The following is a 16,472-nucleotide window of genomic DNA, read 5'->3' as shown; positions in this document are numbered from 1 at the left end:
AGTGTTGAAATGGCGTTTTTTTAGTGTTATAACCTTAATTGACAGTATGTCATTAAAAACAGAAGGAGTCTTAAAAATGAATAAAGGTGAATTAGTAAGTGCTATTGCAAAAGAAGCAGATGTTACTAAAGAAGTTGCTAGTAAAACTTTAGATGCTACAATCGCAGCAGTAACTAAAGCTTTAAAAGCAGGTGATAGTGTAACTTTAGTTGGTTTTGGTACTTTTCAAGTTAAAGAAAGAAGTCCAAGAGAAGGTAGAAACCCTAAAACAGGTGAAACTATCAAAATTGCTGCCTCAAAAGTTCCTAGCTTTAAAGCTGGTAAAGGTCTTAAAGACGCAGTTAAATAATAAAAAATCAAATTTTATTAGCGATTTTTTATATAAGCATACTTAACAGTATGCTTTTTTTATCTATAATATGATATATAGTCAACCCTTTATAATCCTGTTATAATAACTGTAATTAAAAACATTAATCTAATGTTCGTTATACTCGTGTATGAATACAATAAGGATACCTTAGTTTATGGATTTTATACCTTTTGGATTCCTACTTATATGGGAATGATAGTGGTTTTAAATTGGGTTAGCTATATTTAGGTTATTAATTTTAAGAACTTTTATTAAATAAGGTTGGAAAAATGTTACAGTCTTTTAATGATAGGCTAAAAGGTCCGTTTACTTGGATAATTATTATCTCAATAAGTTTTATTTTTGTAATAACTGGTATGAGTTTCTTTTTTACAAATGTAGGAGCTAGTAGATCATATGTTGCAAAGGTTGGGGATAATGAAATTAGTACAAGACAGTTTGAACAATATGCACAAAGTGCTAAAACAAGAATTCAAAAGCAACAGTTGCTTGACCAGCTAGTTAGCCAGTATTTGGTTTTAGCTGATTCTCAGCAGCATAACGTTCAGGTTTCAAAACTAATGTTGCAGGCAACTATATTTAATAACCCTATGTTTTTTGAAAAGGGTAAATTTTCTAGTGATAAGTTAAAACAGTTAGCTAATTACTTGGGCGGTTTAGGCAAGCTAGAACAGATACTTTCGCAAAACATCAAGGCTAGTATTATTCCTCAAACTATAACGGATACATCCTTTACCACTGAATATGAGTTAAAATCTTTATCTAATGTTTACTCAGTTAATAAAACAATTGAGTATATAAAAATTTCTCCACAAGCTTTAAAAGCTCAAGTTAAACCAAGTACTCAATCATTAAATGCTTATTATGAAATTCATAAAAATGAATATATAAATCCGGCAAAGATCAACATTAGTTTCTTTGTTATTTCAAAGGATGATTTTAAATCTAAAGCTAGTATTAGTGATTCACAAGTAAAAGAATATTATGAAAACAATAAAGATTTATTTGAAAAATTTGATGATAATACGAAAGCTACTATTAAAAAGATTATTCAAAATAGAGAAGCTTTACAACAGTATAATTCTTTTATTCAAGACGTTGATGATATTAAATTTAACCAACTTGAAAAAAAGATAGGTAAGCCAAAAGTTGCAAACATTATAGATAATAACGATACTGATATAGAAGGCGTTAAGAATAGTTCATTTTTTGTTAATGTAGAGAAATATTCAAGTATTTCATTGTCAGAAGACAAAACTTTGATCTATCAAGTAAATAAGCAACAAAAAGCAATATCACAGTCATTTGATAAGGTTAAAGATAAGGTTACCCAAGCTTATATTTTAGAAAAATCACAAACTCTAGCTTTAGAGAAAGCAGATAAGCTATTATCTGATTTGAATAAACAACAAAAAGTACAGCAAAGTTTTGAAAAAGCTGTAGTTTCTAGTGAGTCTAAAGACTTTTCAAAAGATTTTAGTGATTTTGTATTATTAAATAGTAATACCGATTACCATGAATATGAAGCTTTAGATGGAAGCATCTACGTTTATAAGGTGATAAAAGTCCAACCAGAAAACTCTAAAAAAGCTACTATTCCTAATCAAGTTGAAGCAAGTTATAAGCAAGAAGAGCTTAATTTCTATCTACAAAGAATTAAACAAGACATTCCAGTAAAAATAAATTATAAAAATATCTAAATGAACAAGCTAGTTTATGGTATAGCTGGTCCTACAGCTTCAGGGAAGACTGCTCTTTCAATATCTATTGCTAAGCAGATTAATGCTGAGATTATTAGTGTTGATTCATCTTTAGTTTATAAACAGATGGACATAGGCACAGCTAAGCCAACTAAACAAGAGCAAGATGGTATAAAGCATCATTTAATTGATATCATAGAGCCCACTGAAAACTTTTCGGTAGCAGATTTTATTTCTAGTGTTAATATTCTCAAAAAAGAAATACACTCTAGAGGGAAGCAAGTTTTATTAGTTGGTGGCACGATGCTTTACTTTAAAGGTTTAATAGAGGGACTATCAAATTTACCTGAAAGCCAACCTGAAATAAGATCTATTTTGGAACTAGAAAAAAAGGAAAAAGGCTTAGAGTACCTTTATAAGCAACTTTATAAGATGGATCCAGATGCAGCCCAAAAGCTTAATGCAAATGATCAACAGCGAATATTTAGGGCTTTAGAAGTTATTATGATAAGTGGTGAAAAATATTCACAACTAGTTAAAACATCTAAAGTAGGTCAGTTAGATGAAGAAATTAGATTGTGTGCTATAGTTCCAAAAAACAGAACTCTTTTACATAGAAATATCGAGTTGAGATTTAGACAGATGTTAGAAGATGGCTTTCTAGATGAAGTTAAAAATCTTAGAAAAAATCCAAATCTAACTAAAGATACTACAGCTATAAGAAGCGTAGGGTATCGTCAAGCATGGGAATACTTTGATGGTGATATAGATTATGACAGGTTTGTTGAAAAAGGTATTGTAGCAACAAGACAACTAGCAAAACGTCAACTTACTTGGATACGAAATTGGCAGGGAAATATTAACCTTATAGCAATGGAAGATATAAATAAAGAATCTAAAGTTATAAAGCTTTTTGGTTTGGATTAAATGGGTTTAGTATAATAGTTGGTAAAACTGATGTGATGGATTGACACCCTTTAGAAAGCTTATTAAATATTTCACAAATAAAATTTGCTGATAAATATAAATGTTGTTAAAATGTGTAGCTAAGTTTAATTGTTAAACTTGATAAAATAATAATTATAATTAAATAACTAAAAGGAAGTGAAACAATGTCAAGAATATCCTCTTTACAAGACCCATTTTTAAATGCGTTGAGAAAAGAAAAAATCAGTGTATCTGTATACTTAGTTAATGGAATTAAACTTCAGGGGCAAATCGAAGCTTTTGATCAATTTTGTATAGTACTTAGAAACACAGTAAACCAAATGGTTTATAAGCATGCTATTTCAACAATAGTACCAGCTAAAAGTGTAAGAATGGTTTATAGTTCATTTAATCCATATCATCAAAATTCTAATGATGATCAAGACGAAAATGTAGATGATATTCATACTGATGAACTTGAAGTTCAAGAAAGTAACGAACATATTGAACAATAATACTTTTTTCTTTTTCTTTAATAATTCCATTGTGAGGTATATTATTTAATGGAATTTTTCCAATCTTACGAAGCAGGCAGTAAATGTTTGCTTGTAAATATAAATTTTAAATATCACCGCGAATTAAATGCTGATCCGGCTGAGCTAGAAGGTTTAGTGTTGGCAGCAGATAAAGTTGTCTTAGAAAGTTTAGACTTTAATCACTCTGAACCTGATATCAAATATTTTTGTGGTATGGGTAAAATGGAAATGATAAAAAATAAGCGCGATGAAATAAAAGCAGATCTAGTCGTTTTTAATCATCCATTAAGCCCATCTCAAGAGAGGAATATAGAAAAATATCTTGAATGTAAGGTAATGGATAGAACACGTCTTATACTAGAAATATTCTCCTTACGTGCCAAAACCTATGAAGGCAAGTTACAAGTTGAGTTAGCTCAGTTAAATTATCAGTCAACGAGATTAGTTAAAGGTTGGACTCACTTAGAAAGACAAAAAGGTGGTATTGGTGTGCGAGGGGGACCAGGTGAAACTCAGCTTGAGATAGATAGACGTTTGATTAGACAAAGAATTAAGCAGATAACTCAAAAGTTAGAAAGAGTAAAACATCATAGAGATTTAAGCAGGTCTTCTAGGCGTAAAAATAATATTCCAACACTTTCTTTTGTCGGCTATACAAATGCTGGTAAATCAACGTTATTTAATAAAATCACAAATGCTCAGGTTCTAGTAAAAGATCAATTATTTGCAACTTTAGATCCAACTTTACGTAAAGTAATTGTACCTAAGTTAGGTGAAGTAATTTTCTCAGATACGGTAGGATTTATCAAAAACTTACCTCATGATTTGGTGGAAGCTTTTCATGCAACTTTAGAAGAGGCTATAGAGTCAGATTTATTGATTCATGTTATAGACTATGCTGATGAGGATTATAAAAGTTATATAGACCAGGTAAACAAAGTATTAAATGAAATTGGTATAGGTGATAAAGAGAGAATTTGTGTCTATAATAAGATAGACAAGCTTGAAAATATAAAACCTAGTTTTGTAGCATTCGATAACTCAGAGGATAGTATCGTGGCTAGAGTTTATCTTTCAGCAGTAACAGGTGAAGGATTAGAGGAGTTTTATACGGCTTTAGCAACTTTTTTTAATAAGTCATGGTTTAAAGGAACCTTAGAGTTACCACCAAAACATTCCAAGATTAGATCTATGATGTATGATCTTGGTGTTATAGAAAAAGAACAAATATCTGAAGATGGTAATTATTTATTAGATATAAATATATCAGAATCTGATTTTGAACGCTTCAATAGAGAGTTTGAGTTAGACCTTCAGCAGTTTTTAATATAAGGTTTCATAGTATAGGAATATAAAATGATTAAAAAAATAAAGCAAAGATGGTTTTGGAGTAAAAATTCAGAACAGGGACCACCAGACTTAGAAGAGATGATTAAAAGATTCTTCTCCAAGAAGAAAAAGAATAATGGTGATGACAACGAGAGTATTTATTCAAAGAACGCTAGTAAAAATCAGAAGTTTCAAACACCTCCAATAGGTAAAATAGCAGCTATAGTAATAGGTTTGCTTATAGCTATTTGGGCGGGTTTTGGTTTTTATGTTGTGCAACCAGCTGAACAGGCTGCGGTACTTAGGTTGGGGAAGTTTTCTAAAATAGTTGAGTCAGGATTGCATTGGTATCCTATAGGCATAGATAAAGTTTATAAAGAAAATGTTCAAGAGCTAAAAACTATTTCATTACAAAGAGATATGTTAACTTCTGAAGAGAATATCGTACATATTTCTTTTACAGTACAATATCGTATTTCAAATTTAGAAGATTATTTATTTGCTAATACGGATCCGCTCCAGCTTTTACAACAATCATTAGAGAGTGCTGTTAGACAAGTAGTAGGCCAAAGTAACTTATCTGATATTCTAACAACAAAAAGAGCTGCTATAGCCATTCAAGTTAAAGACGAAATGGAAGCTTTATTAAGGCAATACAAATCAGGTATATACGTAAGTGATGTCATCATGCAACCAGCACAAGCGCCAGATGCTGTAAAAGACGCTTTTGATGATGTGATAAAAGCTAGAGAAGATCAAGCTAGGTTGCAAAATGAGGCTGAATCTTATGCAAATAGAATTATACCAGTAGCAGAAGGTAAAGCTCAAAGGATTGTAGACCAGGCAAACGCTTATAAGCAACAAGTCGTATTAGAGGCACAAGGAGAGGTAGCTCAGTTTGAGCAACTGTTACCAATCTATAAAACTAATCCTGATATTGTAACTAACCAAATGTACTTTGATACAATTTCAAATGTGTTACAAAATAATAAGATTTTCTTGATAGATGGAGATGGTGCTAAAAATATCTTTTATGGTTTAGATCAAGCTCAAAAAAATATACTAGCATCTTCAAATACACAAGGGAGTAATTAAAACATGAAAAATTTATCAAAAATACTCTTAGTACTTGTGGTAGTTGGCTTATTCTTAATTTTAAGTAGTAAATTTATAGTAAAACAAGGTACAGAATCTGTACTTTTAAGATTAGGTGAGCTTGTTAAAAAAGATGATAAAGTAATAGAGTATAAACCAGGAATCCATATCAAAATACCATTTTTAGATACAGTTAAAAACTATGATATGAGAAATAGGGTTTTAACAACAGATTCATCACGTGTGGTTACCAAAGAGAAAAAAGATGTTTTAATAAATGCTTATGTGGTTTGGAGAATAAATGATATTTCTAAATTCTTTACTAGTACAAGTGGACAGGTTTTTAGAGCAGAAACTTTATTAAAACAATTCTTAGAATCATCATTAAGAGCAGAAGTTGGTAAGAATGATATCCAAAGCTTAGTAAATAATGATCGTGATAAGTTGATGATAGCTTTGACAAAAGATGTTGCTGTCCAAGCTAAAGAAATTGGAATATCTATTGTTGATGTAAGAGTAAATCAAATTGATTTGCCAGAAACCATAACAGAGTCAATATATCAGCGTATGAAATCGTCCAGACATAAAGATGCTTCTCGTATAAGAGCAGAAGGTGAAAGAGCAGCTGAAAAAACTAAAGCATCGGCAGACGCTACAGTAACTGTAACTATGGCTGAAGCAGAAAAGCAATCTAAAATTATAAGAGCCGAAGCAGATGCAAAAGCGGCTAAGATATTTGCAGATGCTTATTCTAGCTCAATACCATTGTATGAGTTTTTAAAGAGTATGAACTCGTATAAAGAAAGTTTTAGTGGTAAGAATGAAGTAGTATTTATGCTTAAACCAGATAGCAAATTTTTTCAAGGTTTTAAATTAAAACCAGATAGTAAACTTGCTGAAGATATGAAAAAGGCTAAATAGTAGGAGTCATTAAAAAATGAGTTTAGTAAAAATACTATTTGTATGTAAAGGCAATATTTGTAGGTCACCAACTGCTCATGGGATATTTAGAGATATTGTTAAGCAAAATGGTTTACATGAAACTATTTTAATTTCTTCTGCTGGTACTTGCTCACGTAAATGGGGTCATGAAGGAGACTACGCTGATATCAGATCAGTAGAAATGGCAAAAAAATACGATTGTGATTTATCAGATTTAATTTCAGAGCAGTTAGAAGAGTTTCATTTTAATGATTATGATTATGTATTAGTTATGGATCAAGAAAATATTGATACAATAAAACAGATGTTTCCTAGAGCAGATTTTTCAAAAGTTTCTAAAATTTTAGATTATGCACCCACAATCTCTTTAACAGATGTACCTGATCCATATTATGAAAATAATTTTGAAAAAGTTTTTCTAATGTTAGACACAGCCTGCCATGAATTTTTTGAAAAAATAAAAAAAGAGCATAATTTATGAATTATCATCATGCAAAATATATAATGGGTGCTGCTAAGGTTACTCAACTTCCAGAAGATACTGGAATTGAAGTTGCTTTTGCAGGTCGTTCTAATGCTGGTAAATCAAGCGCTTTAAATACTTTGACAGAGCAGAAAGGTCTAGCAAGAGTAAGTAAAACACCAGGTAGAACTCAACTTATAAATTTATTTGATCTGGGTGATAATAAACGTTTAGTAGACTTACCTGGATACGGCTACGCTAAAGTTTCTGAATCTATAAAGAAAGTATGGCAAAGAGAGATGGAGCACTATTTAACCTCACGTCAATGTTTGAATGGGGTAGTGCTTTTAGTAGATTCTCGTCATGAGTTAAAAGAGTTTGATTGCTTGATGATAGAGTTGGCAATTTCATGTGATTTAAATTTACATATTCTGCTTACTAAAGTTGATAAACTCAATAATAAGCAAAAAGCAGAAGCTAATAGAATGCTCGAAAGTTTCCTCAAAAACTTTAAATCAACAGAAAAAGTTTCTTATCAGCTATTTTCTTCTTTAAGTAAATTAGGCCTTGATAAATTTAAACAAAAGTTAGATTCTTGGTACCTATAAATATTACAAATCATTTGGTTTTATAAATGTTAATAGATAAAATAAAGGCGCATTTATAATAGCAACTATATACTTAATTAGTAGTGTAGAAGCTGCTATTTCTAAAGCGTATTGCATAGGAATGATACCGGCAAATGCAAAGCCATAAGTGATTAAAGCAGTATCGATAATTTGTGAAATTAAAGTAGAACCTGTATTTCTAAACCAAAGCCATTTTAAATCGTTACTATAGCTTTTAAGTTTGGCGTATATTAAAACATCAAAAAGCTGTGAAATTAGATATACCAAATTACCTATTATAACAGCCTTAAGAGCACCACCGCTTAAAGAGAAAAAAATATCAAGAGCATCACTGGAGCTTTGATAAAACTCATCATTACTAACCGTTTGGTAAAATGTTGAGACAAGCATCAGTAGAATAAAGGAGATTCCAAAGAAAATAGATACTAATACAACTTTGCGTGCCTCATTTCTTCCATATTTTTCATTTAGCAGATCATTAGCCACAAAAATACCACCAAACATTACATTACCCAAAGTCGCTATAATGTGTAATCCAAATATATCGTATTGGACTCCTTTATTTACTTGGATATTAGCAGCTATAAGACTAATGACTATAAAGATAGTAACCCCTTTTTTTCCAAATAACCTAAAAGCTAAAAAAAGGATAAAAAAATCAATAAAAGTATAAAATATAAGTAATTCAAAATTAGTCATGTTAACCCTTAGTTTTGATAACCCTGGATGATTGCGAACAGGGGCATAAAATTTGTTATAATATAGCAAACTAAACTTATAAAGGCAATTTTAGAGGATGAAATTATGAGATTTGCTCATGTGATGATAAGAGTTAAAGATTTAGATAAATCGATAAATTTTTATACTAATATACTAGCCATGCAAGTTATTAAAAAAACTGACAATCCAGATTATAAATATACTTTAGTATTTTTAGGTTATGGAGATATTAATGATCATACAGTTCTGGAATTAACATATAACTGGGGTGATCATGAGTATGATCATGGTAATGCTTTTGGACATTTATGTATGGAAGTGGATGATGTTTATAAAGCTTGTCAAGATGTTATATCTAAAGGAGGTATTGTCACGCGTCAAGCAGGTCCTGTAAAAGGAGGTACATCAATTATAGCATTTATCAAGGATCCTGACGGATATCAGATAGAGTTGATAGAGAAAAAAGAGAGATAAAATCTATATATGAACGTTTTAGTGTTAAGAGGCTATTATAGTAAAGGTGATAGTGTTGAGAGCTTTGAAATAAATGGTTTAAAAGTTAAAGTTACAACAGTAGCGTTAGGGAGACCTATATTTGTCAGACGAAAACTTAAGAAAATAATCAATAAATACCAAGTAAATGCTCAGAATTATGACCTTATTTATGCAATCTCAATGTCAGCTGGAATTTCTTCATTATTAGATAAGACACTATATGACAGATTACATTTAGTTACACCTTTTTTTATTAATTACAAAACTATGTTTATTTTAAGGAAAGTTAAGATTAGGAAATTTTTAGGAGCATATTTGCTGCTACTATTAAATGGTAGCCTAGGTAAACTTGACAAGGCAATAAGAATAACTCTTGCAGAAAATGATGATATAGTAGATAACAAGTTTTTTGAAAATGCTTTTAATAAACCTAACATCATAAAAGGATTAGGACATACCTTAAGTAATGAGATTATCAACGAGATTATAAAAAAAGATATTGAAACTATATATCCAGAACTCACCTTACCTACTGGTCACGCTTCATGACATATTTATTAAGGCAATTGGGTATTAGTCTCTTGAGATATTAGAGTGATGAATAATCCAATATATTAATAACCCCCAAACTCCAGATATTAAGCCAACCAAAATCCATATATTTTTAGGTAGTAATATTGTTGTAAGCCTTTTATCTAGGACTTTAGGTATATCTTTCGCTATAGCCAAGCCACAAAAAATATGTATGAGTACGGAGAAAACTGTAATTATAGGTAGGGAGTTATTTATTAGGGTTATAGAAATAGTATTAATATCCATATCAGATTCCTAAAATACGATTTTTGCATGCTCTTTAGAACTGTAGGTATTATTATAGTGCTCTTGTATAATTTCAACTACTTCTTCAGCACTATCAACTAAGGTTAATAATCCAACTTCTTGTTCTGTTATTACCCCTTTATTCACCATAGTAGTTTTAACCCAGTCTAAAAGCCCACTCCAAAATTCTTTACCAACTAATATAATCGGCATATAGGCTTTTTTCTTAGTTTGTACTAGCGTTGTTGTATCAAATAATTCATCTAATGTCCCAAATCCACCTGGCATAACAATATATGCCATTGAGTGTTTAATAAACATTGCCTTACGAGTGAAAAAGTATCTATAAAATAAAGATATATCTTGATGACTATTGGGAACTTGCTCAAAGGGTAAAGTTATATTTAACCCTATACTAGAAGAACACCCTTGTTGAGCCCCTTTGTTGCCAGCTTCCATTATACCTGAGCCACCTCCTGTAATAATAGAAAATCCACTATCAGAAAGTATTTTCGCTAGTTTCTCAGCTTGTATATAGTGATGATCATCTTCTTTTAGTCTAGCTGATCCAAATATACTTATAGCAGGAGTAATATTATCTAAGCGTTCATAACCTTCGACGAGCTCAGAGGTTATTTTCATTATGTTCCAACTTGCTTTAGCACGATCAAAACTTACTTCTCCATGAGCGTTAGCTATAATTTTTTTATTTTTACATTTCATATGTTTATTGCCTATACTGAAATTAATCTAGTGTTTTAATGTTTGATTATTTATAATTATAACTCATTAGTTTAAGGTATTCATACTATATGTAGTGTTAGAGTATGTCTATTAGGTTTTAGTTAAAATCCACAAAGGAGAATGTAAACATGGGTTTTTTAAAGGGTAAAAAAATATTAATTACAGGGCTTTTAAGCAATAAATCAATTGCCTATGGTATTGCAAAAGCTATGCATAGAGAAGGTGCTGAATTAGCTTTTACATATGTGGGCCAATTCAAAGAAAGAGTAGAAAAGTTATGCGTGGAGTTTAATCCTGCAGCCGTTCTTCCTTGTGATGTAACTTCAGATGAAGAAATCAAAAATTTATTTGTAGATCTGAATAAAGTATGGGACGGTCTTGATGGTATCATACACTCTATTGCATTTGCTCCTCGTGATCAGTTAGAGGGTAACTTTATTGATTGTGTTACGCGTGAAGGTTTTGCTATTGCTCATGATATTAGTGCATATTCTTTTGCTGCTTTAGCTAAAGAAGGTCGTCAGATGATGAAAGGTAGAAATGCTTCTATGGTTGCTCTTACTTACATCGGAGCTGAAAAAGCTATGCCAAGTTATAATACAATGGGCATTGCTAAAGCATCTTTAGAAGCTACAGTTAGATATACTGCTTTAGCTCTTGGTGAAGATGGGATAAATGTAAATGCTGTTTCAGCTGGTCCAATTAAGACTTTAGCAGCTTCTGGTATCAGTAACTTTAAGAAAATGCTAGATTATAATGCTATGGTCTCTCCACTAAAGAAAAACGTTGATGTTATGGAAGTTGGTAATACGGTTGCTTTCTTATGTTCAGATATGGCTTCTGGTATTACTGGTGAAGTTATTCACGTAGATGCTGGCTATCACTGTGTAAGTATGGGTAATGTTCTTTAGATATTTGTTAATTTAAGTTTATTTTCTAAGCGTCCAATTAGTGATGTGTAAATAAGGATATTGTAATAAGCTACTTTAAACCTAACTTCACTAAATCATGCATATTTACTACCCCTAATATATTTTTATCATTATCAACTACAGCAAGATTTGTTATTGCAAATTCTTCCATTTTTTCAAGTGCTGTAACAGCCATATCATCTTTTAAAATAGTTTTTGGATTTTTACTCATAACTTGATCGATAGATATTTGAGAGTTAAAATTTCCTGTTTCAAATATTCTTCTTAAATCACCATCAGTAAAAATGCCCAAAAGTTTATTATTTTCAACTATCAATGTATTACCTATGCCTTTATCACTAATTTCTAAAATCGCTTTGCGAATAGTATCGGTAGGCTTAACTATAGGTATTTCATCGCCTTTGCGCATAATATTTTCTACTTTGAGTATTAGTTTTTTACCAAGCGAACCGCTAGGATGGGAGAAAGCAAAATCCCTAGCAGAGAAGTTTTTTGCTTTTAGTAAAGCTATGGCTAAAGCATCACCTAATACTAAACTTGCAGTTGTACTCGATGTTGGAGCTAAATTTAGCGGACAAGCCTCTTTATCAACATGTAAATTTAGTACTACATCACTATTTTTAGCCATTATAGAATTTTCATTACTAGTGATAGTTATTATGGGAATGTTTAAATGCTTTAACATAGGCATTAATCCCATTATTTCGGCTGAATTGCCGGAATTTGATATGGCTATTAAGATATCATTAGATGTTATCATTCCAAAGTCTCCATGACCTGCTTCACCAGGGTGAACAAAAAATGCTGGAGTGCCTGTACTAGCTAAAGTCGCAGCTATTTTTTTTCCAATATGACCTGATTTACCCATCCCAGTGATGATAACTCGACCATGATTGTTAGCTAATATAATCTCACAAGCACGCTCAAATTCGCCATCAATCGCGTTTTTTAGTTTTTCTAGAGCTTTAATTTCAAGTTCAAAAGTTTTTTGTGCATTTTCTATATAGTTTCTACTCATTTCTTACAATCTCTTAGAATAAAAAATTTAACAAGCCTTTGTATTATAGTTTTAGAACCCGAATAGCTCAAATATTTTATACGATTATGTTAGAATTGAATTTTATTTTGTTATATATGAGAAGTTAGGTATGCAGGATTTTCAGATTAACCCGTCTATTTTGTCTGCTGATTTAGCTAGATTAGGTGATGATGTTAAAAACGTTTTGCTGGCTGGAGCTAATAATATTCATTTTGATGTGATGGATAACCATTATGTACCAAATCTTACTTTTGGCCCAATGATTCTAAAAGCTCTTAGAGATTATGGTATAACTGCAGGAATGGATGTGCATCTGATGGTTAAGCCAGTTGATAGTTTGATTGAAAGCTTTGCTAAAGCTGGGGCTAGTAGTATAGTTTTTCATCCGGAAGCTAGTGAACACGTTGATAGAAGTTTACAGTTGATTAAATCTTTTGGAATACAAGCAGGTCTTGCTTTGAATCCTGCAACAGGATTGGAGTGTTTGAAATATGTTGAGGCACATATTGATAGAGTATTGTTAATGTCAGTAAATCCTGGATTTGGTGGACAGAAATTTATTCCAGCTATATTGAAAAAAGCAAAAGAAGTTTCCCAGTGGATAAACACTACTGGTAAAGATATCCTTTTAGAAATTGATGGCGGGGTAAATGCTGATAATATCGCTGAAATAGCTAGTTGTGGTGTAAACGCTTTTGTCGCGGGTTCCGCTATTTTTAATTCTGAGAGTTATGAGAAGACAATAACTAATATGAAACATGAGCTTGAGAAAGTTAATAATTTATAAGATAGTTTTTTTTTATAAAAGTCCAAAATATAATAAGTTTTGATGTTTAATTATGAATTATAAAATAAATTTAAACGTAAGTTTGGACTTTATAAGTTAACATAAATGTCTTTATTGGAAACCAAAAAAATAATGAAAACATATATATTTGATTTAGACAACACCCTTTATTCTTATAAAAATGGTCTATTTGATAGCCAACTTGAAAGAATGCGCGAGTACATAAAAATTAAGTTGAAAATTTCAGATGACGAAAAAGCTGATGCTATTAGAGATGAATTATATTATGAATGTGGCTCAACCATGCTGGGGCTTATGAGATACCATAATATTGATTATAAAGAATATCTAAATTTTATCGATGATATTGATATTGGTCATTTTAAACCTAATTTAAAGCTTAATAGTCACCTAAATACTCTCAAAAATACTAGTAATGTCTATGTTTTTACTAATGCTTCTAACTTTCATGCAAATAGAGTTATGAAGCAGTTTGGGCTAGATAACCTGTTTCATGGAGTATTGACATTGGAAGATACAGAATTAGTTGCTAAACCTAAAGAAAAATACTTTGAGGTAGGTAAAAATAAGTTTGGCATTGACTTTAGTAAAGCTATCTTCTTTGAAGATTCCTCTCATAATCTAGTAACAGCTAAATATTTAGGTATGGAAACGGTTCTTATACATGCAGATGACAAAAAATCTGCCGTTAATTTTTACGAAAATCAAGAAATTGATTATTATGTCAAAGATGTAGAATCTTTCTTAGAGGGTGACTATATTGCTACCAGAAATTAATAGAGATTTTAGAGTCTAATTCAGTATCAATCTTTGATTTTATTTTTTCCAGGTCTGTTATATGTTGTAATCCAGATTTAGCATCAGGATGTTGAATTACATGACAAGCGTTTATTAAGGCATATTTTATAGCTTCTTCTATGGCTAAGCCTTTGTATATGTTAGCACAAAAAGTTGAGCTAAAAGCATCCCCAGCTCCTAGGGTATTAACTACGTTACTGACATTAAATGACTCACTGTGGTAAAATTTATCTTTAGTAGCTGCATAAACACCGTTAGCTCCATCAGTAACAACAATTATTCTAGGGCCAAGATCTAGACAGATTTTAAAAAAATCTTTTAACCTAAATGTGGCATTTAGGAAATCGCTATTTTCTTCATCCAGATTGGGCTGCTCTAGTCTATCTGTAGACTTGGTAATGCCTTGATCATCAATAGATAATAAAGAAAGCATCAGCTTTTGAGCTTCTTGGTAGTTTAGTACTAATATATCTATTCCAAACATAGAGTCCTTAATAAAACTCTCTCCGATACTGAGTTGGCTTGATCCTGGATTGATAGCTACTTTAGTATTATTTTGAGAAGCTAATTTTACTATTTCTGGGAGCCTAGCAGCAGAAGATTTACTTAAAGAGGTTATGTATATAAAGTCACTTTGAATTATTGCTTGAGTAGGTAAATCGTCTTTTAGGATATCTTTATTAGCTCCTCTATAGGCAAATATTGTCCGATCACCACTTAAAGTTGGTATTACGTAAGATGTTGCAGTCCCATACTTATTGGAGTAACGAATATTTGAGATATCTATATCAAAATCTTTTAGTTCTTGAATGATTTTCTCACCAGCAATATCTTTACCAATTTTTCCAAAGAAACTAACATCAAGGTTTTGTTTTTTGAAAGAAACAGCTGCGTTTGTAGCACCACCTCCTGTAAAAGAATTATGTTCTTTAACTTCAATTTTAGCACCTTCTTCTAACAGCATGAAAGATTGGGTATTATCTTTTTTTTGCATGTTCATGGTAAACATTTCCTCGTACTGTATTATAGTATCTAGGGTTGCTCCACCTATGGTTAAAACTTTTATAGTTTTGCTCATTTTTAAATTTAAAAATCATTTTTTAGTACTTTAGGAATAGCATATCATCAAATTTTGACAGCGTAAATGACCTGGGCGGTTATAAAAATAAAACTCTTTACGAGAAACAGATCATTTTTATAGAAAAGTCTGTAATTACTTAGTATTATTTTATAAAAATGTATTATTTCTAACAAAAGTTAAAATAAATAGGAGAAATTTAGATGCCTTCTAAGCCGGTTGCAAAAAATCAACGTGGATTTATTATGCCAATAGGGGGAGGAGAAGATAAGTTTGCATGCCCTACAGTTTTAGAAAAATTCGTAGATTTATCTGGAGGTAAAGATGCTAAAATCGCTGTAATACCTACAGCGTCTAAACTTCCCGATACCGGAGATATTTACGTTGATATTTTTACTAAAATGGGAGTAAAGGAAATTCATAACCTAAAGATAGAAACCCGTTTAGAAGCTACTAATAAAGAGCATCAGGATAAATTATCTGCATGTACAGGTATATTTATGACAGGTGGGAATCAATTACTATTGTCAACTACTTTGGGAGGCACTCCAATAGCCCAACTTATTCGAAAATTAAACGCAGAAGGCGTTAATGTAGCTGGCACTTCAGCTGGGGCTGCTTTTATCTCTGGCTTTATGATAGCAGGAGGTCAAGCTGGTCTTATGCCTAGGTGTAATATGGTAAATTTAGCACCAGGTTTAGGTCTAACAAATAAACTTTTAGTAGATCAGCACTTTTCTCAAAGAGATAGGTTAGGTAGGTTATTAGCAGCGCTTTCTTATAATCCATATATGGTTGGTGTGGGTATTGATGAAGATACAGCAGCACTTTTAGACTCTTCTAATGTGATAGAAGTTATAGGTTCTGGTATGGTGACGATTATAGATTTTTCACATCTTAAGCATTCATCGTTACATAACGCTCGCAATAATGCGCCTATAAGTTTAGTTGATATACGTATGCATATGTTATTAGAAGGTCAAAAGTTCGATTTAAATACTTCTCTAGTAGATTTTTAATTTAAGATTCTTTTTATTGTAAGCTG

Annotated in this window: 20 protein-coding genes; 15 read left to right on the top strand and 5 right to left on the bottom strand. The window is 31.3% G+C overall.

Annotated elements, in window-relative coordinates:
• The first annotated feature begins 76 nt into the window (after window positions 1-76).
• From E3E15_RS04850 to yihA, 9 genes are all read left to right on the top strand, one after another.
• Window positions 77-349, top strand: a complete 273-nt coding sequence (locus tag E3E15_RS04850) for an HU family DNA-binding protein (RefSeq protein ID WP_035719481.1) — start codon at window positions 77-79, stop codon at window positions 347-349.
• A gap of 293 nt (window positions 350-642) precedes the next feature.
• Window positions 643-2,073, top strand: coding sequence for a peptidylprolyl isomerase (locus E3E15_RS04845; protein ID WP_172106795.1), 1,431 nt, complete (start codon window positions 643-645; stop codon window positions 2,071-2,073).
• Window positions 2,074-3,000 (top strand): tRNA (adenosine(37)-N6)-dimethylallyltransferase MiaA, encoded by a 927-nt coding sequence (gene miaA / locus E3E15_RS04840; protein WP_172106794.1) that lies wholly within the window; start codon window positions 2,074-2,076, stop codon window positions 2,998-3,000.
• 185 nt (window positions 3,001-3,185) lie between these two features.
• Window positions 3,186-3,515: an RNA chaperone Hfq gene (gene hfq, locus E3E15_RS04835; protein WP_035719472.1), complete on the top strand. Its 330-nt coding sequence runs from the start codon at window positions 3,186-3,188 to the stop codon at window positions 3,513-3,515.
• Between the two features lie 48 nt (window positions 3,516-3,563).
• Complete coding sequence (gene hflX / locus E3E15_RS04830) at window positions 3,564-4,868, top strand: ribosome rescue GTPase HflX (RefSeq protein WP_035719470.1); 1,305 nt, start codon at window positions 3,564-3,566, stop codon at window positions 4,866-4,868.
• 24 nt (window positions 4,869-4,892) lie between these two features.
• Window positions 4,893-5,960 (top strand): FtsH protease activity modulator HflK, encoded by a 1,068-nt coding sequence (hflK, locus tag E3E15_RS04825; protein WP_172106792.1) that lies wholly within the window; start codon window positions 4,893-4,895, stop codon window positions 5,958-5,960.
• Window positions 5,961-5,963: 3 nt separating this feature from the next.
• Window positions 5,964-6,881: a protease modulator HflC gene (hflC, locus tag E3E15_RS04820; protein WP_172106790.1), complete on the top strand. Its 918-nt coding sequence runs from the start codon at window positions 5,964-5,966 to the stop codon at window positions 6,879-6,881.
• Between the two features lie 16 nt (window positions 6,882-6,897).
• Window positions 6,898-7,383, top strand: a complete 486-nt coding sequence (locus tag E3E15_RS04815) for a low molecular weight protein-tyrosine-phosphatase (protein ID WP_172106788.1) — start codon at window positions 6,898-6,900, stop codon at window positions 7,381-7,383.
• Complete coding sequence (yihA, locus tag E3E15_RS04810; protein ID WP_172106787.1) at window positions 7,380-7,973, top strand: ribosome biogenesis GTP-binding protein YihA/YsxC; 594 nt, start codon at window positions 7,380-7,382, stop codon at window positions 7,971-7,973. The genes E3E15_RS04815 and yihA overlap by 4 nt, the downstream gene beginning before the upstream one ends.
• A 3-nt stretch (window positions 7,974-7,976) precedes the next feature.
• Here yihA and E3E15_RS04805 read toward each other — a convergent pair whose 3' ends face one another.
• Window positions 7,977-8,693, bottom strand: a complete 717-nt coding sequence (locus tag E3E15_RS04805) for a queuosine precursor transporter (RefSeq protein WP_172106786.1) — start codon at window positions 8,691-8,693, stop codon at window positions 7,977-7,979.
• Window positions 8,694-8,798: 105 nt separating this feature from the next.
• Between E3E15_RS04805 and gloA the strand changes: the two genes are divergently transcribed.
• Together gloA and E3E15_RS04795 are read left to right on the top strand one after the other, a co-directional pair.
• Window positions 8,799-9,188, top strand: a complete 390-nt coding sequence (gene gloA, locus E3E15_RS04800) for a lactoylglutathione lyase (RefSeq protein ID WP_035719458.1) — start codon at window positions 8,799-8,801, stop codon at window positions 9,186-9,188.
• 9 nt (window positions 9,189-9,197) lie between these two features.
• Entirely contained in the window at window positions 9,198-9,758 is a 561-nt protein-coding gene (locus E3E15_RS04795; RefSeq protein ID WP_172106785.1) for a hypothetical protein, read from the top strand.
• 24 nt (window positions 9,759-9,782) lie between these two features.
• On the opposite strand, the gene E3E15_RS04790 is transcribed toward E3E15_RS04795, so the two are convergent.
• Both E3E15_RS04790 and E3E15_RS04785 read right to left on the bottom strand, forming a co-directional pair.
• Entirely contained in the window at window positions 9,783-10,028 is a 246-nt protein-coding gene (locus E3E15_RS04790) for a hypothetical protein (RefSeq protein ID WP_035719456.1), read from the bottom strand.
• Between the two features lie 9 nt (window positions 10,029-10,037).
• On the bottom strand, window positions 10,038-10,751 hold the full coding sequence (locus tag E3E15_RS04785; RefSeq protein WP_172106783.1) for an LOG family protein: 714 nt from the start codon (window positions 10,749-10,751) through the stop codon (window positions 10,038-10,040).
• Between the two features lie 149 nt (window positions 10,752-10,900).
• Here E3E15_RS04785 and E3E15_RS04780 point away from each other — a divergent pair, with 149 nt between their 5' ends.
• Window positions 10,901-11,683, top strand: coding sequence for an enoyl-ACP reductase FabI (locus E3E15_RS04780; protein ID WP_035719453.1), 783 nt, complete (start codon window positions 10,901-10,903; stop codon window positions 11,681-11,683).
• Between the two features lie 70 nt (window positions 11,684-11,753).
• On the opposite strand, the gene E3E15_RS04775 is transcribed toward E3E15_RS04780, so the two are convergent.
• Entirely contained in the window at window positions 11,754-12,722 is a 969-nt protein-coding gene (locus E3E15_RS04775; protein WP_172106781.1) for a KpsF/GutQ family sugar-phosphate isomerase, read from the bottom strand.
• 130 nt (window positions 12,723-12,852) lie between these two features.
• Here E3E15_RS04775 and rpe point away from each other — a divergent pair, with 130 nt between their 5' ends.
• Window positions 12,853-13,530, top strand: coding sequence for a ribulose-phosphate 3-epimerase (gene rpe / locus E3E15_RS04770; protein WP_172106780.1), 678 nt, complete (start codon window positions 12,853-12,855; stop codon window positions 13,528-13,530).
• A gap of 132 nt (window positions 13,531-13,662) precedes the next feature.
• The gene (locus E3E15_RS04765) at window positions 13,663-14,328 is read left to right on the top strand and encodes a pyrimidine 5'-nucleotidase (protein WP_035719446.1); all 666 of its coding nucleotides are present in this window, start codon (window positions 13,663-13,665) and stop codon (window positions 14,326-14,328) included.
• On the opposite strand, the gene E3E15_RS04760 is transcribed toward E3E15_RS04765, so the two are convergent.
• On the bottom strand, window positions 14,315-15,427 hold the full coding sequence (locus tag E3E15_RS04760; protein WP_172106778.1) for a carbohydrate kinase family protein: 1,113 nt from the start codon (window positions 15,425-15,427) through the stop codon (window positions 14,315-14,317). The two genes, E3E15_RS04765 and E3E15_RS04760, sit on opposite strands and share 14 nt — an antisense overlap.
• 203 nt (window positions 15,428-15,630) lie before the next feature.
• On the opposite strand from E3E15_RS04760, the gene E3E15_RS04755 reads away from it, so the two are divergent.
• Entirely contained in the window at window positions 15,631-16,446 is an 816-nt protein-coding gene (locus tag E3E15_RS04755; RefSeq protein WP_035719441.1) for a cyanophycinase, read from the top strand.
• Window positions 16,447-16,472 lie beyond the last annotated feature (26 nt).

Origin of the sequence: Allofrancisella frigidaquae, from assembly GCF_012222825.1 — a bacterium.
In the GTDB taxonomy this organism is placed as follows: domain Bacteria; phylum Pseudomonadota; class Gammaproteobacteria; order Francisellales; family Francisellaceae; genus Francisella; species Francisella frigidaquae.
Note: the sequence above shows the minus strand (reverse complement) of the source record. Positions and strands in the feature narration are given on the sequence as shown.